The 20615-nt window shown below is 61.3% G+C and carries 22 protein-coding genes and 7 pseudogenes; 13 read left to right on the forward strand and 16 right to left on the reverse strand.

Annotated elements, in window-relative coordinates; translation table 11 throughout:
- Positions 1 to 364: antitoxin Xre-like helix-turn-helix domain-containing protein (locus tag BMI01S_RS38315; RefSeq protein ID WP_052408453.1), on the reverse strand; the 364-nt coding region annotated here is incomplete at its 3' end.
- Between the two features lie 304 nt (positions 365 to 668).
- Here BMI01S_RS38315 and BMI01S_RS43875 point away from each other — a divergent pair.
- Positions 669 to 791 carry a hypothetical protein gene (locus BMI01S_RS43875; protein ID WP_272945670.1) on the forward strand — a complete coding sequence of 41 codons (123 nt, stop codon included), beginning with the start codon at positions 669 to 671 and terminating at the stop codon, positions 789 to 791.
- Between the two features lie 158 nt (positions 792 to 949).
- On the opposite strand, the gene BMI01S_RS30720 is transcribed toward BMI01S_RS43875, so the two are convergent.
- Positions 950 to 1210 (reverse strand): BON domain-containing protein, encoded by a 261-nt coding sequence (locus BMI01S_RS30720; RefSeq protein WP_306303743.1) that lies wholly within the window; start codon positions 1208 to 1210, stop codon positions 950 to 952.
- A gap of 142 nt (positions 1211 to 1352) precedes the next feature.
- Positions 1353 to 1484, reverse strand: a complete 132-nt coding sequence (locus BMI01S_RS43300) for a hypothetical protein (protein WP_255217832.1) — start codon at positions 1482 to 1484, stop codon at positions 1353 to 1355.
- Positions 1485 to 1503: 19 nt separating this feature from the next.
- Here BMI01S_RS43300 and BMI01S_RS30725 point away from each other — a divergent pair.
- A pseudogene (locus BMI01S_RS30725) lies at positions 1504 to 1800 on the forward strand (efflux RND transporter permease subunit); the annotation flags it as partial.
- A gap of 135 nt (positions 1801 to 1935) precedes the next feature.
- Here the strand turns inward: BMI01S_RS30725 and BMI01S_RS30730 are convergent.
- Positions 1936 to 2184 (reverse strand): hypothetical protein, encoded by a 249-nt coding sequence (locus BMI01S_RS30730; protein WP_028214001.1) that lies wholly within the window; start codon positions 2182 to 2184, stop codon positions 1936 to 1938.
- Positions 2185 to 2326: 142 nt separating this feature from the next.
- Here BMI01S_RS30730 and BMI01S_RS30735 point away from each other — a divergent pair, with 142 nt between their 5' ends.
- A complete protein-coding gene (locus BMI01S_RS30735) occupies positions 2327 to 3340 on the forward strand; it encodes an IS110 family RNA-guided transposase (RefSeq protein WP_028232365.1) in 1014 nt (337 codons plus the stop codon).
- A complete protein-coding gene (locus tag BMI01S_RS41205; protein WP_154671398.1) occupies positions 3337 to 3681 on the forward strand; it encodes a hypothetical protein in 345 nt (114 codons plus the stop codon). Before BMI01S_RS30735 ends, BMI01S_RS41205 begins: the two co-directional genes overlap by 4 nt.
- Before the next feature lie 219 nt (positions 3682 to 3900).
- Here BMI01S_RS41205 and BMI01S_RS30740 read toward each other — a convergent pair whose 3' ends face one another.
- The 5 genes and pseudogenes from BMI01S_RS30740 to BMI01S_RS43305 all read right to left on the reverse strand — a co-directional run.
- Positions 3901 to 4350, reverse strand: coding sequence for a universal stress protein (locus BMI01S_RS30740; protein ID WP_238328044.1), 450 nt, complete (start codon positions 4348 to 4350; stop codon positions 3901 to 3903).
- Between the two features lie 226 nt (positions 4351 to 4576).
- The gene (locus BMI01S_RS30745) at positions 4577 to 5155 is read right to left on the reverse strand and encodes an elongation factor P (RefSeq protein ID WP_028214003.1); all 579 of its coding nucleotides are present in this window, start codon (positions 5153 to 5155) and stop codon (positions 4577 to 4579) included.
- Positions 5156 to 5197: 42 nt separating this feature from the next.
- On the reverse strand, positions 5198 to 5938 hold the full coding sequence (locus tag BMI01S_RS38320; RefSeq protein ID WP_028232364.1) for an energy transducer TonB: 741 nt from the start codon (positions 5936 to 5938) through the stop codon (positions 5198 to 5200).
- A gap of 744 nt (positions 5939 to 6682) precedes the next feature.
- A pseudogene (locus BMI01S_RS39505) lies at positions 6683 to 7810 on the reverse strand (IS3 family transposase); the annotation flags it as partial.
- 74 nt (positions 7811 to 7884) lie between these two features.
- Positions 7885 to 8047, reverse strand: a pseudogene (locus BMI01S_RS43305) (type II toxin-antitoxin system PemK/MazF family toxin); the annotation flags it as partial.
- 435 nt (positions 8048 to 8482) lie between these two features.
- Between BMI01S_RS43305 and BMI01S_RS30765 the strand changes: the two are divergent.
- Entirely contained in the window at positions 8483 to 8692 is a 210-nt protein-coding gene (locus BMI01S_RS30765; protein ID WP_028214006.1) for a hypothetical protein, read from the forward strand.
- A gap of 695 nt (positions 8693 to 9387) precedes the next feature.
- Positions 9388 to 9639, forward strand: a complete 252-nt coding sequence (locus BMI01S_RS30770; protein ID WP_028214007.1) for a hypothetical protein — start codon at positions 9388 to 9390, stop codon at positions 9637 to 9639.
- A 181-nt stretch (positions 9640 to 9820) separates the two neighbouring features.
- On the opposite strand, the gene BMI01S_RS44135 is transcribed toward BMI01S_RS30770, so the two are convergent.
- The 3 genes and pseudogenes from BMI01S_RS44135 to BMI01S_RS44145 all read right to left on the reverse strand — a co-directional run.
- Positions 9821 to 10192 carry a response regulator gene (locus BMI01S_RS44135; RefSeq protein ID WP_342964513.1) on the reverse strand — a complete coding sequence of 124 codons (372 nt, stop codon included), beginning with the start codon at positions 10190 to 10192 and terminating at the stop codon, positions 9821 to 9823.
- A gap of 78 nt (positions 10193 to 10270) precedes the next feature.
- Positions 10271 to 10516 (reverse strand): annotated as a pseudogene (locus BMI01S_RS44140) (ATP-binding protein); the annotation flags it as partial.
- Between the two features lie 232 nt (positions 10517 to 10748).
- Positions 10749 to 10940, reverse strand: a pseudogene (locus BMI01S_RS44145) (histidine kinase dimerization/phospho-acceptor domain-containing protein); the annotation flags it as partial.
- 241 nt (positions 10941 to 11181) lie between these two features.
- On the opposite strand from BMI01S_RS44145, the gene BMI01S_RS43310 reads away from it, so the two are divergent.
- Both BMI01S_RS43310 and BMI01S_RS30785 read left to right on the forward strand, forming a co-directional pair.
- Positions 11182 to 11400, forward strand: a complete 219-nt coding sequence (locus BMI01S_RS43310) for a hypothetical protein (RefSeq protein WP_028214011.1) — start codon at positions 11182 to 11184, stop codon at positions 11398 to 11400.
- A gap of 92 nt (positions 11401 to 11492) precedes the next feature.
- Positions 11493 to 12368 carry an SDR family oxidoreductase gene (locus BMI01S_RS30785; protein WP_028214012.1) on the forward strand — a complete coding sequence of 292 codons (876 nt, stop codon included), beginning with the start codon at positions 11493 to 11495 and terminating at the stop codon, positions 12366 to 12368.
- Positions 12369 to 12755: 387 nt separating this feature from the next.
- Here BMI01S_RS30785 and BMI01S_RS44150 read toward each other — a convergent pair whose 3' ends face one another.
- A complete protein-coding gene (locus BMI01S_RS44150; protein WP_028214013.1) occupies positions 12756 to 13013 on the reverse strand; it encodes a DUF4148 domain-containing protein in 258 nt (85 codons plus the stop codon).
- A gap of 211 nt (positions 13014 to 13224) precedes the next feature.
- Positions 13225 to 13383 (reverse strand): annotated as a pseudogene (locus tag BMI01S_RS44155) (amino acid-binding protein); the annotation flags it as partial.
- Positions 13384 to 13593: 210 nt separating this feature from the next.
- Here BMI01S_RS44155 and BMI01S_RS43880 point away from each other — a divergent pair.
- A pseudogene (locus tag BMI01S_RS43880) lies at positions 13594 to 13843 on the forward strand (hypothetical protein); the annotation flags it as partial.
- Positions 13844 to 13954: 111 nt separating this feature from the next.
- Positions 13955 to 14257 (forward strand): acylphosphatase, encoded by a 303-nt coding sequence (locus BMI01S_RS30805; protein ID WP_028214015.1) that lies wholly within the window; start codon positions 13955 to 13957, stop codon positions 14255 to 14257.
- A 255-nt stretch (positions 14258 to 14512) separates the two neighbouring features.
- Here the strand turns inward: BMI01S_RS30805 and BMI01S_RS30810 are convergent, their stop codons facing one another.
- Positions 14513 to 15733 (reverse strand): RtcB family protein, encoded by a 1221-nt coding sequence (locus BMI01S_RS30810; RefSeq protein WP_028232361.1) that lies wholly within the window; start codon positions 15731 to 15733, stop codon positions 14513 to 14515.
- Between the two features lie 301 nt (positions 15734 to 16034).
- Between BMI01S_RS30810 and BMI01S_RS30815 the strand changes: the two genes are divergently transcribed.
- The 3 genes from BMI01S_RS30815 to BMI01S_RS30825 all read left to right on the forward strand — a co-directional run bounded on the left by BMI01S_RS30815 (position 16035) and on the right by BMI01S_RS30825 (position 19795).
- Positions 16035 to 16571 carry an arsenate reductase ArsC gene (locus BMI01S_RS30815; RefSeq protein ID WP_028214017.1) on the forward strand — a complete coding sequence of 179 codons (537 nt, stop codon included), beginning with the start codon at positions 16035 to 16037 and terminating at the stop codon, positions 16569 to 16571.
- 189 nt (positions 16572 to 16760) lie between these two features.
- Positions 16761 to 18758, forward strand: a complete 1998-nt coding sequence (locus tag BMI01S_RS30820) for a thioredoxin domain-containing protein (protein WP_028232360.1) — start codon at positions 16761 to 16763, stop codon at positions 18756 to 18758.
- 17 nt (positions 18759 to 18775) lie between these two features.
- Positions 18776 to 19795: a ribonuclease Z gene (locus tag BMI01S_RS30825; RefSeq protein WP_028214019.1), complete on the forward strand. Its 1020-nt coding sequence runs from the start codon at positions 18776 to 18778 to the stop codon at positions 19793 to 19795.
- A 246-nt stretch (positions 19796 to 20041) separates the two neighbouring features.
- Here the strand turns inward: BMI01S_RS30825 and BMI01S_RS38335 are convergent, their stop codons facing one another.
- Complete coding sequence (locus BMI01S_RS38335; RefSeq protein ID WP_051381534.1) at positions 20042 to 20542, reverse strand: DUF2244 domain-containing protein; 501 nt, start codon at positions 20540 to 20542, stop codon at positions 20042 to 20044.
- Positions 20543 to 20615: the final 73 nt, after the last annotated feature.

Raw genomic sequence — 20615 nt, forward strand, 5'->3', positions numbered from 1 at the left:
CCTCAAACACCTCGACAGCAAGCTGGCGCACATAGAGCACGCGCGCAACACGATCCGACTCGGCTGGCGACAGGCGCTCTGCGCGCGCCATCTTGCGCAGGATCGTCGAACTCGGCAGATTGAGACTCGCGAGCAGCGTCTGCACCGGCACGTGCAGCAGCTCCTTCGCCACGCGCTCGATGATCGCCGCTTCCATGCCTTCCCGGATCTGCCGGCGTTGCTCGAGCGGGTCGAACCTGACGAGGAACGTTTCGATATCGTCAGCGTGGGCGCCGGGTCTGCCAGAGCCGACCAAGGCCTTGCCGGCATGTGCGGCACCCGGACGCGCGGCCGAATGACGGCCGGACGGTTGATTCAGGGACATGATACGCTCCATCCCAGATGGGAATTCCATGTCTCCCATTCTAGATCAATCTCAAACGGGAATCAAGACTCTCCCATTTGATCACTTATTATGCTGCCCCCCAGTACGAGCCCACCTGCGCTGCGTTCTCCACGAACTTGTCGCGCTCCGATGATCGCCGGATTCGCGAGCGCGGCGGCGGCGCACACCGGGTGGCCCGAATAGCGTTCCGCGCCCCGATCACGCACGCCGCGTGGACAACGAAGCCGAACCGGGCCCTCGTGGCGACCGCGGACCGCGCGATCAATCCGATCTGGAGCGCTTCATGACCCAGCGCGCTGGCAGCAAGACGGTCGAGATCAAGTCGAGCCACGTGGCCTACATGTCGCATCCGGCCGAAGTCGCGAAGCTGATCGAGCAAGCCGCAGCGCAGTCCAGCAGAGAATGACGAAACCCGGCTCGCCGCCTGGCCACGACATTACGCCAGGCGGTCTGCTGTCGCGGTGTGTTCAGCCATTGCCGCCGTGAAAGAGCGTGAGCTTGTTCGTGACAGAATTGACGCCCTGCACCGAGCGCGCGACTTGTTCGGCCTGCTGGATCTGGTTGCTATCGCGAGCCGCTCAGCGTTACGGCGCCATCTTTCGCCTGAACGAAAATTCCGGAGACATCCAGCCCTTGCGCTTTCGACAATGCGCGCCGGACGGCATGGGAGAGCGCGCGGTCCGCCTTCTTCCCGCTGGGAGCCGCCGCCATCGCGCCCTGAGACATCGATGCGTCCGAAGGCGCATTCGCGGACTGGGCATGAGACATGCCCGCAAAGATCAGCAGAACAGACGCACACAGGGCACATCGCAGATTCGATTTCATGGCCAGCTCCTATAGTTGCCGCGCAGATCGCCATCGCGCACAGTGCAATTCGGCCGGCAAGCCGAAATGGTTACGCCCGCCGCGATGAATATTGCATCACGATCTGAAAACGTGCTTATAGGGCGTCCGGGCGGACGCCAAATCAGTCGCCCTTGCGGTGCGCTGCGTGACGCGCCAGAAAACGGTCGAGTTGCCCGCCAAAGGTCTTGCTGTCGCGCGCGTCATAAAGAGCCGTGCCCCATCGGCCGTGCTCCTGCGAGCCGCGCGCGATCACGTCCCGGGTATTCGTACCTTTCGTGCAGTTCGCCAATGAACTGCAGCGCGCGAGGCGCGGCAAGCATGCAGCGCTTGAAGAAGCGGCCGGCGTGCGCTTGCGGCCGATTCTTATGACGACGGCCTCGATGGTGCTCGGCGTCTTGCCGCTCGTGATTGCATCGGGCGCTGGCGCGGCGGGCCGTAATGCGATGGGGCTGGTGATTTTTACCGGGATGTCGATTGGCACGTTGTTTACGCTTTTTGTCGTGCCCGCGATGTATATGTTTATCGCAGCGGAGCATCATCGGGATCGGGAGCATCCCGCGGCGGTCTGATCTTTTCCCGCCCACTTCCGCATGATAATCAGGATAACTATAGGTCTATAGGTATGCGGCGCAGCACGCATGGATGCGTTGCACGAGAGGTGGGCGAAAGTCGGGCAACCAGCCGGGCCACCTCTCGACTTCAAATCACCCGAACGCGCCCCGCGTCAGGTCCTTGTCGAACTCTGCGGTCCAGCCCGTGCCGTGTCCGGTCTGGTAGCCCTTTTCCCTGAGCGTTGCGCGGCGAATGATGGTGACGTAGCCGTGCAGGGGGTAGACCTCGTCCACCGCGTCCGGCGTGTCTGTCTCCTGTAACGCGAAATCGGACTCGGCAAGGTGATGACGGTGCAAGACGGCGACGAAATCGGCCCTTTCATCTGGAGCAATGACTGACATTTCGCGTCCCTCCTTACTTGACGATGCTTCCAAACCAGCACACCTGAGTTGAAAATCATCTAGCGGGCCTCCCACCGCCGCCCCGCAGGGCGGCGGGGTTAAAGTGAGTTTGCGAATCCGCTTTAACCAGATGGAGGCCGATATGAACTATAGCGGCATTGACTTGCATTCGAACAACAGCGTGGTCACCGTGATCGATGAAGCCGACCGGGTAATGGCGGAGAAACGCCTGCCCAACGATCTGACGAAGATTCTGGCGTTCCTTGCCCCCTGGCAAGCGGAGCTTGCTGGCGTCGTTGTGGAGTCAACGTTCAACTGGTACTGGCTTGTGGACGGACTGCAGGCCGCCGGCTTCACCGTGCACCTGGCCAACACGACGGCGATCAAGAAGTATGACGGACTCAAGCACAGCGGCGACGAGACAGATGCCCGCTATCTGGCTCATCTGCTGCGCCTCGGAATCCTGCCGACCGGCACAATCCTCCCACCGGAGACGCGCAGTGTGCGCGATCTTGCGAGGAAACGCATGCAGCTCGTTCGCAGCCGCGTGACCCACGTGCTCGCCATCGAGAACATCTCGGCTCGCCAGCATGGCGCACGTATTTCGAGCACACAAGTCCGCGACCTCACGGCCAACACGATTGATCACATGGGGTTGCCCGCCGACGTTGCACTGGCGATGCAGGCCAACCTGGCCGTCATCAGAACGCTCTCCACGCAGATCGAGCTGCTGGAAAAGCGGCTTGCAGAAAAGGTCGGACCGCGCGCCGAATATGCGCTGCTGAAGACCGTGCCAGGCATCGGGCCGATCCTCGCCACAGTCATTCTGCTTGAGACCGGCTCCATCGAGCGCTTCGCCAGCGCGGGCAATTTCGCTTCTTACGCGCGCTGCGTGGACAGTCGACACATGAGCAACGGCAAGAAGAAAGGTGAAGGCAACACCAAGAATGGTAACAAGTACCTGTCCTGGGCCTTCATTGAGGCTGCGAACTTCGCCCTGCGTTTCTGCACCGAAGCCAAGCGCTTCTACGAGCGCAAGAAAGCCAGGACGAACCCGACTCTCGCGCGCAAGGCGCTAGCGCACAAGCTCGCACGCGCATGCTTCCATATTCTGAAGGAGCGCAAACCATTTGACATGACGCGCTGCTTCGCGTGAAGCTTTCGACGGCGGCCGGCAAGCCCCGGGTAGTAACTGGAGCTGCAGCCCTAAAAGTTGAATGGGATGCCGTGCCCGCCGTCCCCGATGTGCAGTTAAAGCGGATCGCCTGCAATGTGAGCCAGCCGTGGATTGGCGCCGAGTTACCGGCAGCCCTAAAAGTTGCATCCCCCCTTGGACGCATTGCGGTACCAAAGTTCTTCTGGGGCGGTGCAGACCGCCAGGGCGACAGGCAACTGCTGTATTGCCTATCGCTTGAACCTGATGGGTGTTTGGCGCGATCCGTCGCAGCCATCAAATTGAAGAAACGGGTGCGTTCGGCCATTGCAGTCGGGCATTGAGAAAACGCCTGCTTTGGCAGTCGTGGGTATTGCTTTCTCGCTTGACACCGGGCCCGCTAATGGGTGTTACTACGTAGCAATATCGCGCCCCAGCGTGCTCCTGCGCGCCGATGCCATCCCGACGGGAACAGCCTGATCGCACGCTGGTAATCCAGCCCGGCAACGGCCTTTGGCGCTGGCGTGAGTTGTGCGCCGGCATGTTGCCGTAGCTCTTCCGTATCATCGATGGTCCTTTGCGGCATCGGGCTGGCCACGCACGATCGTGACGGAACACGGCGCATAGGCGATCACTTGCCTCGCGACGGAACCCAGCAGCCAACGATCGAAGGCAGTACGCCCTCGATGCCCTACGACGATGTGGTCGATATTTTGTCGCTCGGCATACAGCACCAGTTCCTTGGCCGGATGCCCGACAACCATCTCATACTGGACAGTGCCCCCGGATAGCCCGAGCTTACCCTTGAGCTCAGTGAGAAGGTCCTGGCAGTGGCGTTTTTCGAACTCGAGCAGTTCAGGCCGCTCGTAGGCCAGCTTACCCCAGTCCGGCGGACGAGCAACCGTAAGAATGTGCAGCCGCGCCCCTTCCTTTTCAGCGAGATTTTTTGCGAAGCGGACTGCCTCCTGTGCGGAAACCGAGCCATCGTAACCCGCGAGAATGTCGTGCATCATTGCCTCCAATTACGCATCCGGTTCTCTTGCACCATTTCGGAACACGCTGTAGTGGCCGCATGCCAGGCCGAGTGCCCGCGAACGCCAGGTGTGGCCAACATCAGTAAACACTAGGGCGCTCGGTCAGCGCGCTCGGCGCCGAACTTCAGCCAAATCAGTCCGCGCGATTCTCGGCGCCGCTCTCGAATCCATGGCACCGCAGCAAGAGGAACAAGAAACGCCGCAGTCATGGCTTGCGCATTTCTCGCCTTACCCGCTCCAGGTATTTTCCTGACGCGACCTCGATTCGCACCGTATCCCCTTCCTTGATGAACTGGGGAACGAGAACTTCCATGCCGTTCTCGAGCGTGGCCGTCTTGAACGTGGAGGTTGCATGCTCGTGCACGCCCGGCGGCGCGGACATCACGCTTAACTCGACCGAATGCGGAAACGCGATGGTGGCCGGCTCGTCTTCATAAAGCGCGACCAGGATTCGCATACTGGGCCGAAGGAATTTTTCGTATGCGCCAATGGCTTCCGAGGGCAAACTGATCTGCTCGAAGGTGTCGGGATCCATGAAGTAGAAGGCGACACCATCCGTATATAGATATTCCATCTCCTTGTGATCGAGCGCGATCTCTTCGAGCCTGTCGCCCGGGTGTAGCCGCAACTCCCTGATGTGCCCGGTCTTCAGGTTCTTGACCTTGGCAAACACTGCGCTACCCTGCTGGCCCCCGCCCGCATGGTACCCGGCGCTGGCGACGCCATGAAGTTCACCTTCAAGCATGAAGACCATGCCCGGCTTCAATCCGGAAGCTTCGACCATTTACCTGTCTCCGATTTGTGTCAGACCGTCTGTACGCGTCCATCACCCCTTCGGTCGAAACGTCATGACAAAGCTCGTCGGCGTGCTGCCGCTGACATCCGCTGGCATAGGACTCGAATTTTCGACGGCGGTCACCACGGCGCGATCCCACCGCGGATTTCCGCTCGGACGCTCGATCGTCACACTGAGCAGCGCCCCGCTGGGGGTGCACCTGACCGCGACTACCGCAGATGGGTTGCCATCGATATCGAACGGTGCGACGACGTTGGCGCGTACCCGACGTGCCACCATTTCGGCATAGCGCGATGCGGCGGCGACATCGCCTTCTGGCAAAGGTCTGCCGGCGACTGCCTGCAGCGCTGCGAGCCGTGCTTCGCGCTCAAGCTGCGCCGGCCGATTTCCTGGCAGTGCAATGGTCATTTCGTCCGCCAGGGGCGCCCGGGGCGCCACGCCGGCGCGAGCGAACCGCGAGACGGACCCAGGCAGTCGCGCGACTTTGGCGATGTGGCTGCGATGCTGCGCGTCGGACGCCCGGCGGTTCGCAGCGGAGAGCCGCACAGGCGCTGCCGTTGTCGACGCCCATGCCTGGTTGGCCATGTGCGGGACCGCAGCGGCCACCTGAAACGACGTAACCGCTCCGGCGGCGGACGCAAATTGCGGGCCCCGCGCGCCAACAATCACCAGCGCCAGCAGCACGGCATGCAGGGTCGCCGCCAGACCAAACGCAGTCCCCAGGCCGTGCTCGCGCGGCGGCCGAATCTGCAGGCTGGATTTCGTGCCCATGGCTGATCTGCACCGGCCCGCGCACCCCTTGGGGCGTAGCGCACCGGTGCCCGGTTTGCTGCCAGTTCCAGTTTAGTCCGGTTACCGTCCGCGCGCTCGCGATGCCCAGCCTTTGAGTTCTTCGGGGACCAATGGCATCGGCGACACCTGCGACAAAATAAGGGTGCGGTGATGAATCGGTGCGATGCAACGCCGATTCAGCGCCTCGTCGGTTCACGAGCCGTCCGACAGTCCCGCAATGCCTGACCATCACCGTTTTGAAACCAACACCGACGACCTCTCGCCGGCTCCGGACGTCACCACCCGCCCGGACATCCCGAAGGCAACATAACTTGACATCGACTCGTCCGGAGCTTGTCACGTATGGCGTGACCGCCGACGAGGCGCACCGCTTCGGCTTACCGTGTGGGGGAACACTTCAATTAGTCATCGAGCCAGTCAGCGCCGCATCGAAACTGACTGAACTTCTCGCCGGCGCCCTGAATGGCGAGACGAAATTGCGAAAGCTTGACGTGTCGACAGGGCATGCCGCGCTCAACGCAATCGCCGCGCCACAAAATGTCTGGGGGTGACCCACTTCCGTGGACGGTTAAGCAGTTGAATTTCGAATGTGCTGATTTCCTCCGGTTTGGGGTTGCCGCGAGTTGTCCACGGTCGGTCGGCGGGTCGCTTATTACGACCACGACGCCGACCGGCGGTGGACAACTCGCCAGCGAGGCAGATTCGGTTTTGTTCTTCCTGAACTTGCTCGTAGCGGATCGGCGAGCGGTAGCCAATGCTGCTAAGACGACGGCTGACGTTGTACCAACCTTCGATCCACGAGAACACCGCTTGCCGTGCGTGTTCGCGGGTTTCGAAGTGTGTGCGGGCGAGCAATTCACATTCGAGTGTCGGGAAGAAGCTCTCGCACAAGGCGTTGTCGAAGCAATCCGCCACGCTCCCCATCGACAGACGCACGCCAGCCTCACGGCAGCGGCGGCCGAAGGCAATTGATGTGTATTGGCACCCCTGGTCGGAATGATGGACGACGTCGTCGGGACGGCGTTGCACGAGCGCCATATCGAGCGCCCTGAGCATGAGCTACGTGTACAGGTGCTCTGACATCGCCCAACCCACGATACGGCGGCTGAACACATCGAGCACCACTGCGAGATAGAGGAACCCTTCAGCGGTCGGCACATAGGTCGCATCTGCTACCCACAGCCGGTTGGGCGCGTCCGCGCTGAAATGTCGTTGCACCAGGTCTGGCGCGGGCCGTGCGCCGGGTGGTCGAGATCCAGCGCCGGCGGCGCACGCCGCATAGGCCCGCCAGACGCATCAGGCGGGCAACCCGTTTGCGCCCAACATGCACGCGTTGCTCGGTGAGTTCGAAATGAATGCGAGGCATGCCGTAGGTGCCGCGCGAGCGGGCGTGAATCACACGGATGCGCGCGAGCAGTTCGGCATTGCTGCACGCTCGCTTCGATGGCGCGCGTTCAAGCCACGCGTAGAAGCCGCTGGCGGAGACCCCGAGCAGCCGAGCCATCGTCGCAATGGGCCATTTGGCCTGATTCGCTTTCATGAACGCGAACCCTTCCCGGGTACGGTTACGGTCTCCCGTGCAAACCAGGCCGCGGCTTTTGACAAAATCTCGCGCTCAAGCTCGAGTTGGCGCACCTTTCCGCGCAGCCGCGTGAGCTCCTAACGCTCGCTCGTGGTCAGGCCATCATGGCGCTTGCCCGCGTCGCGATCGGACTGTGCCACCCAGTTGTAGATGGTCTGTGCGGTGGGCTCGAACTCCCGTGCCAGGTCCTCTGGCGTTCGCCCGGCTTTAACCAGCTCGACTAGCTGCGCCCGGAATTCGGGCGGGTATGGGTTGCGGTGCTTTCCCATGATGGGCACCTCCTGAACAAAAGGATAGGTGTCCACGAAAGCGGGTCAACTCCAGTTCCGCATGGCATGTTTGACTATTCCGCAAAGACATCCTGCAACGTGCGCAGGGTGTCCAACAACGTTTTATCGGCAACTGAGCCTTCCATCTTGACCAGCCGCAACTTGTTCACCGCGCGAATCTGATCCAGGAGGATTCAACCCATGTTTGCGCTTGAACCTCACTGGAATCCGAAAAGGCGCTGCGTGTGCAGATGTTCGTACCTACCGGGCACTGGGTAAAACTGACTGTGACGCACTTATTGGCCTCCGAACGGACGCCATTTTTTAGTAACGAACATCGGGAAGGAAGACGGGGCAAGTTCCTCGAAGTACATCTCTCGGAATAGCCGTTGCCTTCGCCACAGCCATCCCCCTGAACCGGGGCATGACACACGGTTAATGTTGCCGGGGAAACATCGGAACAGCACGTGGCCAGTCAGCCCCCTGACACCGAAGTAGCTTTGGAACCGGCGCCCTCGTGCAGACCAGCCCTTCCATGCGCGGGTCCTGACGAGAAACATCATAAATTCATTACAGTTCGCAGTCCAAATCAAGCAACATATCGAACGCAGGTGGAGCCTTGGAGTCGGTCAGTCCAAGGGCACTCTATCGCTTTGCCGCGGGAGGGGCAACATGAAACTAGACGTCACAGCGTTCCGGCAACTGCGCCGTCTCGCTCCAGTCCTCGACGACATACTTAGCGCGGAGGAGGTGGAACACGCAGACCAGGCCGTGAATCTTGCGGCGTTGGCGCGCCTGTGCTCACAGCTTTACGACGCGTACCACTGCCAGCACCCGGACGAGATTGCGCAAGCGCACCTCGACGCACTCGATTCGCAATAACACAAGTCGTGATGCTCACCGGCGCGGTAGCATCGCTCCATTGAATCTTCCGGAGCGCGGCCACACCATGCCGGTATGACCAGTTTGTTTACGGCCAAAAACCGATAAAAATTTAGAACTCTGATGAAGTGTGCCCACGATACGCTCGCGCGTGAACGGAATTAGCACCTTGAGACTATAAAGCAGCTCTCCGTGGCCCGGAGCATATACCCCCGGAACTGCATTTGGTGTCAAACACGCTCCCTGAGCCGCACCAAAAAAGCCCGACTGTCCCTCGGCTCCGCAGCTGGGCAGTCGGCCCTCACCCCTCACCCCTACAACCTAACAGCTCCGCTGACGAGGTGAGTCGTTCGTGCCAGATGGAACAGGAGCGCAGCGTGGATGCCATTGATATCGTTTCGAAGCAAACACATCAACACAGCTGTCGCCTGTCGCCGGGAATCCGCAGCAGCCGGCTCACTTCGATACGTCCGATGGCTCTTGCTCGCGCATCCGCCCCTGGTAATCAGGCCGCGCGGCGGTCAACTGAACGATATGGACGGGAAGCGCAAGTCGGCTGCAGCGTTCTTGGGTTTTCACCGCTGTGGCTCTTCGCTCTCTTTGTGACAAGCACCGCTGGCATGCATGTTGCGTCGATACGAGTGCCGGGGCGCCGTGCGTCTGGATGCGCCTTCTCACTGGACGGAGAGGATAAGATGACCAGTACTGGAGAGCATTCCTTACGCTTCGTAGTGGAAAAATGGCTTGAGTTCAACCGTCTCAAGACAGTCAGGGTCACCATGTTCGGTCGTACGCTCTCGGGCGGAAGGCGTTATGTGTGCGTCGAGACCCTGCACGACAATGAGAAGCTCGCACTGTTCTTCTTTAGGCACGATGACGGCTGCTGGCGAGTGTTTCCTCCTGCTCCGACGTTGCCGGCGATGGCGTGGGAGCGTCTGGCTGCGTAGCGAATTGCGCGACGCGTCACCTTCGTACATGGCCGTTGTGCCCGGCAAGCTAGCCGAAGGGCACAACCGTCCCTCCAGGGTGGAAGGCTTCAGTATGGCCACACGTCCGCCCGAAAGGCGCTGAATGGCCGCGTGTCGCGGACCACTCACCGAAAACAGCGAGCGTCTTCAGTTCACTCACTTATGGCGAACGTCTGTTGCTCGCCCTCCGCTTCATCAGAAACTGTTCAAGTCTTCCTGCATCCGCAGGCTTGGGCATATGCGCAACGTAGCCCGCCTCGACGGCCGCCGCCCTGTCGTCGGCACAACCGGTAATCGCCACAAAGGTTGTCGCCTGGAGGCGCTCCAGTTTGCGCAATGCCCGGACCAGTTCATACCCATCCATGTCCGGCAGTCCGATGTCGCTCAATACGATGTCGGGCGTCCAGTTGGCCACGATAGAGAGTGCCTCGGCGGCACGATAGGCGACCCGCGTTTCATGGCCGGACAGTTCGAAATAAAGCGCAATCGCGTCTGCGGTGTCGCGGTTGTCATCGACCACGAGTATCGACATGGGCGGTACTGCCGTCACCGCATCCTCGCCCTCCCCGACGGCGGAAGCGCTCGCCGGCGCGACGCGGCGTAACGTCAGTGTGAATTCACTGCCGCAACCCAGTCCTTCGCTATGAGCCACCAATGCGCCACCGTGCAATTCAGCCAGCTTGCGCGCGAGCGTCAGCCCCAGCCCCATTCCTCCGGGTGAACACGCCAGTGAGCGCTCGGTCTGTCTGAACAGCTCGAAAATTTCCTCCAGGTCGGCGGCGGCAATCCCAATGCCGCTGTCCTGCACCCGGAGGGCGACCTCCGTCTCGCCAGCCTGGACGCTTACGTCGATACGACCGCCTGGGCGTGTAGGTCGCCGCGTTTTTCACCAAATGGGCGATTATCAGCGGGCATTGTGTCGTATCGGCATCCACGTAGAGGGCCTCGTCCACATCAACCGTCAGGGTGTGGGCACGCTTTTCAAGGGCTGCTTCGCTGAGCTCGATTGCACGGTCGACGAGGTCCCGCAACCGGACCGGCTCCAGACTCAGCGGCACGGCGCCGCGAGACACGAGAGACGTCGATAGAAGGTCGTCGACGATTTGGCTCATGTAGCGGACATGCCGACGCAGGATCTGTTGGGCCCAGGCGAGTTGGGTGTCCGTCGCCTCCGCTCTTGCGAGGACTTCGACCGCTGTATGGATAGGCGCAAGCGGTGCCCTTAGCTCATGTGCCAGCATCGCCAGGAACTCGTCCCGGTTGTGCCTCGCCGCCTCCAGACGACCTTGCGCATCCGAAAGCTATCGGGCGGTTCGACGCCGAACTGCTTGAATATCCGGTCGCGGCGCGCCGCCGCGTAGTTTGTGCACATCGGTTCCTCCGGTGAGATAAATCCAGTTTCTGTGACTCTACGCGACAAAACGTGCCGGTTTTCGCCTGAATCGGAGACGCTACGCGACAACAGGCGCCCGAAATGCTCCGCGTCACGGCTCGAGGAGCATCTGCGGAGGTGACTCGCTGATGCAGTCACAGATGTACCATGGTTATAGGGTGTGGGGGCACGCCATCCTCCAGCAGGAAGACATACTGCTGCCGGAGCGCTGCGCGGCAAGCGGAACCATCACGATGGGTGGGAAGTTGGTGGAGGCATCAGGCGTCCTGGGGCATTTCGATAGCGAAGAGGACGCTCAACGTGCAGGCCTGGTTTGGGCTCGCGCCTGGGTCGACGCACATGGGTGAGGTCACTGCCTGGCCAGCCCGCCTGCACGCACCGACCACGACGGGTGCGGCGAAATTTGCACCGCTTGAATCCAGGCATTCAGGAGACAGCCATGAACCTCGCCGGCAAGACGCTATTCATGTCAGGCGGCAGTCGCGGTATCGGACTTGCCATTGCACTCCGAGCGGCGCGTGACGGCGCGAACGTTGTGATTGCAGCCAAGACAGCCGACCCGGACCCGCGCCTTGAGGGCACGATATATACGGCGGCCGCTGCCGTGGAAGCGGTTGGCGGAAAGGCGCTTCCGCTTATCGTCGACATCCGCGATGAGGAATGCGTAAAGGACGCGGTTGCCAGGACCGTTGAGGTGTTCGGCGGTATCGACATACTCGTGAACAATGCCAGCGCCATCCGACTGACGGGAACGCTGGATACACCCGTCAAGCGGTACGACCTGATGCACGGGGTGAACGGCAGGGGCACGTTTGTCTGTGCCCAGGCCTGCCTGCCTCACCTGCTCAATTCGGCGAATCCACACATCCTGACGCTATCGCCTCCGCTAGTCACCGACCCAAAGTGGTTCAAGGACTTTCCGGCATACACCATCGCAAAATACACGATGAGCCTGTTCACGCTGGCGCTAGCTGGTGAGTTCAAGGACCAAGGCGTAGCCGTGAATTCGTTGTGGCCAAGAACCGCGATTGCGACTACTGCCGTGCGAAACGAGATTGGTGGTACGGACATGCTTGCGGCGTGTCGCAAGCCGGAGATAGTCGCTGACGCGGCTCACTATATCCTGACGCGCCCGGCTAAAGAATGCTCGGGCAACTTTTTCCTCGACGACGAAGTCCTGCTGGCTGCGGGCGTCCGGGACTTTGCTCAGTATGACGTGCAGGCTGGCGCTGTGTTACAGACGGATTTATTTGTGGAGGCCCTACCGGGCATGCTACCAGCGGACAACATGATGAAACCGAGGCAGAACTCGTGAGGATATGTTCGTTCACCGTAATACAACGTGTTGTGCGAGAAATACGGCGGCACCCGCCGGCGGTCAACGTGCGTATGGTCGTCGTGCGCTTGGTCGCTGCGCAGCGGCTCGCTTCGGCTCGCGGTATCGAGCCGCAGCCGCTCGCCTCTTTGCAAAGAAGTAGATGCCGGCGTCAGCCTGAAGGCGAGTTGAGCGCAAGGCTTAATCCGTCAGACGACGTCGCCATCATAATTCCCGCGTCCTTCATTGCTATTTTCGGGTCCTCGGTTTTGCTCTCAACGTCTGCGTTCTCGCGGCAGCATCCCTGACCTGTTCCAGGACCGCGTATGAAAGTTGGCGACCAGGATGAGATGCCTCAGACCCGACCGGTGCGAGCAGCACCTTGGTTTATTGCCCCCCATACTCCGCGTTGATGCGGTCGAATTCGCCCGATTTGCGTGCTTGTTGAAGCTCCTCCTTGACTTGGGCTCGGGTCTTTCCCATTGGAGCACCAGCGTCACTCCTCGTGGCGGTCACGCCACCCACAGAGTCTGTCGAAGACACGGTGGGACCTGTGGGCTGCGTTGCAGGCGCCATATCTTGAGCCTGGACATATCCGAATGCGAGAACCGCGGCGATAGCTGCCGCGACTTTGAGCGGTTTCATATCTATGTACTCCACGAAGTTCGATTGGTTTGGTTTCTTGAAACAGCCAACACAACCGCTATTTCAAATACGGCCTCCCGGGACTATCACGTCGCGCGCAAAGCGGTCGGACGATAAAGCCGCGGCGTGGCACGCCCCGGCAGCGTTCTGACAAAATTGCCGAAAAAAGGTCTTATTGAGGCCTCGGCGCGCAGGCCAAGCCCCGAGCCTTCACTCTCCCCTTGCCCGATGCCTCCGGCGTGCGACCTGCCACGATGAACTGCAAGTCGACACCCGCGTTTCGCAAGACGCTTAATAACTTTGCAAGGCCGCCCGGTTTGTCGTCGATGGTAGCTGCCCAAACATCGAGACGTTCCACGCTCAGTTCCATGGCAGTCCCTCCCGTCTCGGATCTCATTAGAAAATCTATTTCACGGACGGCACGCAGGCAAGGCAGGCGGCGTAATGCAAGGTCTGCGGGTTATTTCTGGAATGTGCCGAGCATTTCGGCAACGACATGGCCTTCCATCGCCTTTGCCAAGGCCGCCTTTGTGGGTCGCATTTCTTTTCCCGCGTGCCGTTCGTAAAGTAGATTCTTCTGATGAGATCCGAGGTGGGAGGGACTGCCACGGAACTGAGCGTAGAACGCGTCGATGTTTGGGCGGCTACCATCGACGATAAACCGGGTGGCCTTGCGAAGGTGTTGAGCGTCTTACGGGATGCTGGATGCTGGTGTCGACTTGCAGTTTGTCGTGGCACGTCGCGCGCCGGAGGCATCGGGCAAGGGGGCCGTGTTTGTCGCTCCACTACAGGGAGATAGTGCGATCCGTACCGCCACGCAGGTGGGGTTCACCGCCGACGGATAACGCTACCGAAGCCGGACGTGGAGAGGTTTGAACCGGCCGCCCCGGGGAGCCACACATCGCGCGGCAACGTTCTACCAGCGACTCAGAAGACCTTCTATGAACTCAGACGTCGGAATGCTCGAGACCTGGCTGGTGCGGGTGCACGGCCAGGTACAAGGCATCGGATACCGCGAAGCCTGTGTGTGCCGCGCCAGAGCCCTGGCTGTCACTGGCTGGGTGCGCAACCGCATGGACGGCTCCGTCGAGGCGATGATTCAGGGCTCCCCCAGGCAACTTGCCGAAATGTGCGCGTGGCTCAGAGAAGGAATGCCCGCAGCGCTCGTCGAAGAATTTGAGGTGACAGAAGTACCACCGCCGTTCGCCCGCTTCGATGAATTCAACCGGCTGCCGAGCTTGTAAATCCGGATCTCGCGCAAATTGAGACCGCGACGCCGAAGCAGCAGGCTGCGCACCGCTCCGAATTACGACCCGCAGGCAGGCACACATCCTCTCGCCGCGCTTCGAGCCTGGTACCTACCCGATACAGTCTTTCTGGCGGTAGTCGGGGATCCGGTCCGCGTGGCCGACGTTAGCGAGTCGGCGCCGTAGCGCGATCGCTCGATGCGACTCCGGACACCCACCACGGCAGCGCGCTGGCCGCAAGCCAGTCACGGCCTAACCCTTCACACAAACCACCTGCCGCAGCGTATGTACCACCTCAACCAGGCTCCGCTGCGCGGCCATTACCGCGTCGATGTCCTTATAGGCCATCGGAATTTCATCAATGACCCCTGCATCCTTTCGGCATTCGACATGCAGCGTCGCACTGATCTGATCCTCGACCGTGAAGCGCCGTTTGGCCTCCTTCCGGCTCATCGAGCGCCCGGCGCCGTGACTGCATGAGCAGAAGCTCTCTTCATTGCCGAGGCCGCGAACGATAAAGCTCTTCGCCCCCATGGATCCGGGAACGATACCGAACTCGCCCGCTCGCGCCGACAGCGCCCCTTTACGCGTTACGAAGATGTCGGCGCCGAAGTGCCGTTCCTTCTGCACGTAATTGTGGTGGCAGTTCACCACGTGCTCATCGATCGCGAAGGATTTGCCGATAGTCGCGCGCACCGCGTCGATCACGGCATTCATCATGACCTCACGGTTGCTTCGCGCGTAGCGCTGTGCCCAGCCGACCGCCTCCACGTAGTCATCGAAGTGCCGGCTGCCTTCCTTGAAGTACGCGAGATCCTTGTCCGGAAGATTCGCAAGGTGTTGACGCATGTCGGCCTGGGCCAGTGTGATGAACAGGCTCCCGATTGCGTTGCCTACACCACGCGATCCGCTATGCAGCATGAACCAGACGCCGTCACCTTCGTCAAGACATACTTCGATGAAGTGATTGCCGGTGCCGAGCGTGCCCACGTGCGCGTGGTTGTTCGTGCGCGCGAGGGAAGGATACTTGTCGACGATGCGCTGAAAACCGGGCGCCAGCAGCCTCCAGGCGTCGTCGACGGCCGGCGGCGGACGCGACCATGCACCCGGGTCGCGCCGCCCCGGCGCACCGCCATGCGGAACCGCTCGCTCGATCGCGCCGCGCACGCCGGAAAGCGAATCGGGCAGGTCCGCGGCCGTGAGCGTCGTGCGAACCGCCATCATCCCGCAGCCGATATCGACTCCCACCGCCGCCGGGATGATCGCCCCTTGTGTCGGAATCACGCTGCCGATCGTCGATCCTTTGCCCACGTGCGCGTCCGGCATTACGGCAACGTGCCTGAACACGAAAGGCATGCGGGCCGTGTTTCTCAGTTGCCGGCGAGCCGCCTCCTCAATCGCGACGCCCTGGGTCCACATTTCCACGGCCTTGCCGCCTGCCACTTCCATTAGCTGAATATCGACCGGGCCCATGTCTTAGCCCCTTCGTCAGTGTCGCTCGTCGGCACGGGTCAGTGCGCGGCGTATGGTGTTAGCGTGAGCCGCTTTTCCTGATTCGACAACCCGCCGGCATTCCACGAGGCAGCGGTTCGGCCTTTCCTGCCGTTCGACGGTCAACTGTGACGGTCCGCTGCGTGAAGGAATACACAGTCGGAACACACGGTCGCCGCTCCCACGTTCCCCGCAGCGCACCTGGCGGGACTAGACTGTTAGATCGATACGTGGACCGCCCCTCTGGCGCGACGTTCTCGACCGTTTCTTCAGGGAGCCGTTCATGAATGACAGGACGTATAACGTGCTCTTTCTTTGCACCGGCAACTCGGCGCGCAGCGTGATGGCGGAGGCGCTACTCGCCACGCTGGGGAAAGGTCGATTTCGCACGTACAGCGCAGGAAGTAATCCGACCGGAAAAATTAATCCTTTCGCCATCGAACAGGTGCGCAAGACTGGGTACGACCTGGCGAATCTGCGCAGCAAATCGTGGGACGAGTTCGCCATCTCCGAACCGAGTGCGCCCCAGATGGACTTCGTTATCACCGTGTGCGATCAAGCCGCTGGCGCGGTATGTCCGTTGTGGCCCGGCCATCCTGCATCAGCACACTGGAGCTTCTCCGACCCCGCGGCCGTGGAGGCCGAGGATGAAAGCAAACGTGCTGCATTCGAACAGGTTTTCCAGCAGATTCGACGCAGGGTCGAGGCGTTCGTCCAGCTACCGCTGGACGAACTTGATGACGCCACCATTCGCGCCGAGTTGCGACGGATTAGCGATATCGACGACACGGCCGTCCGCACATCCGGGATGCCGACGTGAGGCTGGAGCTTTCGAAGCGCAATTCCGATTGCCTTCTCTCTAATGACGGCTACATCCGACCTGCACCATAGTGGTCGATGAACCAGACGGTCCGATGAGCGCGGCGCAGTTGGCCGCGCAATTGCAGGGCACGTGACCCTGCCCAAATTGGTCAAGAGCGCTAGTGGGCGCGCCCCGATGGAGGCCGACATGGCAAACCGGCTCGCTGCAGAATCCTCGCCTTACCTTCGCCAGCATGCGGACAATCCGGTGGACTGGTATCCGTGGAGCGACGAGGCGTTTCGCCGTGCACGCGAGGAAAACAGGCCGATCCTTCTCTCAGTGGGCTACGCGGCGTGCCACTGGTGCCACGTCATGGCGCACGAGTCCTTCGAGAATCCGCGCATTGCCACCGAGATGAATGAGCGCTATGTCAACATCAAGGTCGATCGGCAGGAGCGTCCCGACATCGATGAAATCTACCAGCAGGTCAGCCAGATGATGGGACAAGGAGGCGGCTGGCCGCTTACCGTGTTTCTCACGCCGCGGGGAGAGCCGTTCTTCGGCGGCACCTATTTCCCGCCGGACGATCGCTACGGCCGCCCCGGGTTCGCGCACCTGTTGGTAGCCCTGAGTGAAGCCTGGCGGCATCGGCAGGATCAATTGCAGGACACCATTGTGCAGATCCAGCAGGGCTTCCGGCAGCTTGATCAGGCACACCAGGGCGTTTCAACCGCCACTGTCGAAGACCTGCCTGCACAGGCAGCACGCGCCTTGGCACGGGCGACTGACCCGGCTCATGGGGGGCTTGGCGGCGCGCCCAAGTTCCCCAATCCGAGCTGTTACGACCTCATGCTGCGCGTCTATGAACGAAGCCGCGAACCCACGCTGCTTGACGCATTGGAACGCACACTCGACCGCATGGCGGCGGGTGGCATCTATGACCAGCTCGGCGGCGGGTTCGCCCGCTATAGCGTCGACGCGCATTGGGCCGTACCGCACTTCGAGAAAATGCTTTATGACAATGGCCAGCTTGTGAAGCTGTATGCTGATGCTTATCGCCTGACTGGCAAGCGAACATGGCGCTGCATCTTCGAGGAGTCCCTCGCCTATGTTCTGCGCGACATGACGCACCCGGAAGGCGGTTTCTACGCCAGCGAAGATGCCGACAGCGAAGGCGAGGAAGGCAAATTCTATTGCTGGAAGCCCGCCGAGATTAAGGCAGTCCTTGGCGAGTCAGAAGGCGCACTGGCCTGCCGTGCCTACGGTGTGACAGAACGCGGCAATTTCGAGCACGGTGCCTCGGTACTCCACCGTGCGGCCGAGCTGGACGCGCTGGAGGAAGCGCAGCTCGCTGGCTGGCGCGAGCGGTTGCTGGCCGCGCGCGCCCGACGTGTGCGCCCGGCCCGTGACGACAACATTCTCACCGGTTGGAACGGTCTGATGATCGCGGGGCTCTGTGCCGCTTTCCAGGCGACCGGTGTCCCCGGGTATCTCAGCGCGGCAAAGCGTGCCGCCAGTTTTATCGAGAACAAACTGACACTTGCCGACGGCGGCGTATTCCGGGTCTGGAAGGACGACGTAGCCAAGGTACCGGGGTTCCTCGAGGACTACGCCTTTCTCTGTAATGCGCTGCTCGACCTCTACGAATCATGCTTCGACAGGCACTACCTCGATCGCGCGATCGAGCTTGCGACCCTCATCCTCGACAAGTTCTGGGAGGAGGGGCTGTATTTCACACCGTGCGATGGCGAGCCCCTGGTGCACAGGCCCCGTGCCCCATACGACAGTGCCTCACCGTCGGGCATCTCATCAACCGCATTTGCCTTCGTGCGTCTGCATGCACTCACCGGGCGCGATCTCTACCTTGACCGCGCCGAACACGAATTCCGGAGATACGAAACCGCAGCAGGCAAAGTACCATCCGCTTTCGCGCACCTCATGGCCGCGAGGGACTTCGTGCAGCGCGGCCCGCTCGGGATCGTCTTTGCAGGCGAGAAAGTTTCAGCCGCAAAGCTTGCAACTGGCGTTCACCGCGCCTACCTCCCCGCGCGCGTGCTGGCGTTTGCAGAAGACGTGCCGATCGGCCGGGAGTGCCACCCGGTCGACGGCCGGGCCGCGGCATACGTGTGCCGGAATCGCACGTGCGCTGCACCCATGACCGAGGGCAACGCGCTCGTTGCATATTGCTTGTCCGGTAGGGTGTGACGGTGCGGGACCGATCCATGCACGCCCTTTTCGAACCCCGGCTTGTCAACGACATGTTCGGCGATCCAGGTCTGTATGTGGACTTTCGCGACGAACGCCGCGCTCTCCTTTTCGATCTCGGCGATATCAGCAGTTTGCTGCCTGGCCAACTGATGCGTTTATCGCATGTCTTTGTTACCCACACGCACATGGACCATTTTTGCGGCTTCGATTATCTCTTGCGTGTAACGCTCGGGCGCAAGGCTGGCATTGTCCTGTTCGGCGGCCCCGATTTCCTTGAACAGGTCGAACACAAGCTGCGCGCCTATACGTGGAACGTGGTGCACCGTTACGAGGTCGAGCTGGTGATCGACGCGCGTGAAATCGGAGCGGGCGGTGGCGGACGGCGCGCGCTTTTCTCAAGTCGAAATCGGTTTGCCCGCGAAGCAGACGCGGTTTACGAGCGATCCGACGACGTGGTGCACGACGAAGCGACCTTTCGCGTACGTGGCCGCTTTGTCGATCATGACATCCCGTGCGTTGCGTACGTGATCGAGGAGAAGGCCCGCGTCAAGGTCGCGAAGGACCAACTCGCGACGCTCGGCGTGTCCGCGGGCGCGTGGCTCCGCGAACTGCAACATGCGGTGCTGACGGGCGCACCTGAGGAGGCACCCATTCGGGTGCTGTGGCGCGACCGGCATGGCGATCACGCGATGACTCGACAGGTCGCGGAACTACGGCACCTGATTCTCGCCATTGTCCCTGGGCAGCGCATTGGCTATGTAACGGACTTGCGCTACACGGAATCGAACGTGGAGACGCTTTTTCAGTTGATGCACGACGTAGACCAGCTTTTTATCGAGGGCGTCTTTCTTGACGAAGACAAGGCACACGGCCTGCGCAAGAATCACCTGACCGCCCGCCAGGCCGGTCTGATCGCGCGCCGGATCGGAGCCCGGGCGGTTGTGCCGTTCCACTTTTCACCGCGTTACCAAGGACGCTCGGCGGAACTGATTGCCGAGGTGCAGGCGGCATGGTCCCAGACGTCGTCTTGTTGACGAGAGGCCTGGGTGAACCCGATGGGCGTCTCTACCGCCTGTGTTGCACAGGCCGCCGGCCGAGGGAGTACATGGACCCGCCACGAAATGTCAGCCCGAAAGTCTGTCGTGCGCCGTTGTCTTTCATCTGCCCCTTTGCGGTCACGCGTGAACAAGTCAAAGCCCAACTCATGCGGCATCGGCATCGTCGGGGCGCTCGGCGTGTTGCGGTGAAACCCACATGCCGGGCGATCATCGGCCGGCATGTCAACAGTCGGCCACGATAAAGCGCCGCAATTGACGCACGAACTCCGCGCGGGCGGCGGCAGGCAGTTGCCGTCCGACGGGAATACGCTGCCAGCCGTCGCAAAGATAGACGGCGCCATCGTTGTCGCCGAGAGACACGGCCAGGCGGGCCGCATTCATCCAATGCATCGTGCGGCGTCCGCGCTCGTGTACTTCGACGATCACGAACGGGGGAGCGAACGTCAGCACCTCGCCGTCCGTCGCGTGCCTGCAATAGGCGATAAAGGCGATGCCGACGGCCACGGTGCAAAGCATTGAGAATGGCAGCGCGAGCCACTCGCCGAATGCGAATGCCGCTGCCACGCCGATTGCGAGGACCAGCGCCATGAGGAACACGGTCGCGGCGAGCGACTGCCGCGGCGTGAGGGAGCAGTTGCGCTTGATGCGCCACTCGCGGCTCGGCCCCTCTCCCCCGCCGTCGAACGGGTCAGGTCCGTACGACCGCCTGAAATATGCGTACATGATCGAAAGTCCCGCGTCGGGGACGCCATATCACACGCTCGAGGCGACGCTCCTCGTCGAATGACGGAATGTA

The sequence above is a fragment of the Paraburkholderia mimosarum LMG 23256 = NBRC 106338 genome, from assembly GCF_000739815.1.
Classification (GTDB): Bacteria; Pseudomonadota; Gammaproteobacteria; order Burkholderiales; family Burkholderiaceae; genus Paraburkholderia; species Paraburkholderia mimosarum.

Excerpts from the sequence above, each read along its gene's own strand:
- BMI01S_RS43875 (WP_272945670.1), top strand. The coding sequence starts at position 669 with ATGACCCAGCGCGCTGGCAGCAAGACGGTCGAGATCAAGTCGAGCCAC.
- BMI01S_RS30720 (WP_306303743.1), bottom strand. The coding sequence starts at position 1,210 with ATGAAATCGAATCTGCGATGTGCCCTGTGTGCGTCTGTTCTGCTGATC.
- BMI01S_RS30730 (WP_028214001.1), bottom strand. The coding sequence starts at position 2,184 with ATGTCAGTCATTGCTCCAGATGAAAGGGCCGATTTCGTCGCCGTCTTG.
- BMI01S_RS30735 (WP_028232365.1), top strand. The coding sequence starts at position 2,327 with ATGAACTATAGCGGCATTGACTTGCATTCGAACAACAGCGTGGTCACC.
- BMI01S_RS30740 (WP_238328044.1), bottom strand. The coding sequence starts at position 4,350 with ATGATGCACGACATTCTCGCGGGTTACGATGGCTCGGTTTCCGCACAG.
- BMI01S_RS30745 (WP_028214003.1), bottom strand. The coding sequence starts at position 5,155 with ATGGTCGAAGCTTCCGGATTGAAGCCGGGCATGGTCTTCATGCTTGAA.
- BMI01S_RS38320 (WP_028232364.1), bottom strand. The coding sequence starts at position 5,938 with ATGGGCACGAAATCCAGCCTGCAGATTCGGCCGCCGCGCGAGCACGGC.
- BMI01S_RS30765 (WP_028214006.1), top strand. The coding sequence starts at position 8,483 with ATGAAACTAGACGTCACAGCGTTCCGGCAACTGCGCCGTCTCGCTCCA.
- BMI01S_RS30770 (WP_028214007.1), top strand. The coding sequence starts at position 9,388 with ATGACCAGTACTGGAGAGCATTCCTTACGCTTCGTAGTGGAAAAATGG.
- BMI01S_RS44135 (WP_342964513.1), bottom strand. The coding sequence starts at position 10,192 with ATGTCGATACTCGTGGTCGATGACAACCGCGACACCGCAGACGCGATT.
- BMI01S_RS43310 (WP_028214011.1), top strand. The coding sequence starts at position 11,182 with ATGCAGTCACAGATGTACCATGGTTATAGGGTGTGGGGGCACGCCATC.
- BMI01S_RS30785 (WP_028214012.1), top strand. The coding sequence starts at position 11,493 with ATGAACCTCGCCGGCAAGACGCTATTCATGTCAGGCGGCAGTCGCGGT.
- BMI01S_RS44150 (WP_028214013.1), bottom strand. The coding sequence starts at position 13,013 with ATGAAACCGCTCAAAGTCGCGGCAGCTATCGCCGCGGTTCTCGCATTC.
- BMI01S_RS30805 (WP_028214015.1), top strand. The coding sequence starts at position 13,955 with ATGAACTCAGACGTCGGAATGCTCGAGACCTGGCTGGTGCGGGTGCAC.
- BMI01S_RS30810 (WP_028232361.1), bottom strand. The coding sequence starts at position 15,733 with ATGGGCCCGGTCGATATTCAGCTAATGGAAGTGGCAGGCGGCAAGGCC.
- BMI01S_RS30815 (WP_028214017.1), top strand. The coding sequence starts at position 16,035 with ATGAATGACAGGACGTATAACGTGCTCTTTCTTTGCACCGGCAACTCG.
- BMI01S_RS30820 (WP_028232360.1), top strand. The coding sequence starts at position 16,761 with ATGGCAAACCGGCTCGCTGCAGAATCCTCGCCTTACCTTCGCCAGCAT.
- BMI01S_RS30825 (WP_028214019.1), top strand. The coding sequence starts at position 18,776 with ATGCACGCCCTTTTCGAACCCCGGCTTGTCAACGACATGTTCGGCGAT.
- BMI01S_RS38335 (WP_051381534.1), bottom strand. The coding sequence starts at position 20,542 with ATGTACGCATATTTCAGGCGGTCGTACGGACCTGACCCGTTCGACGGC.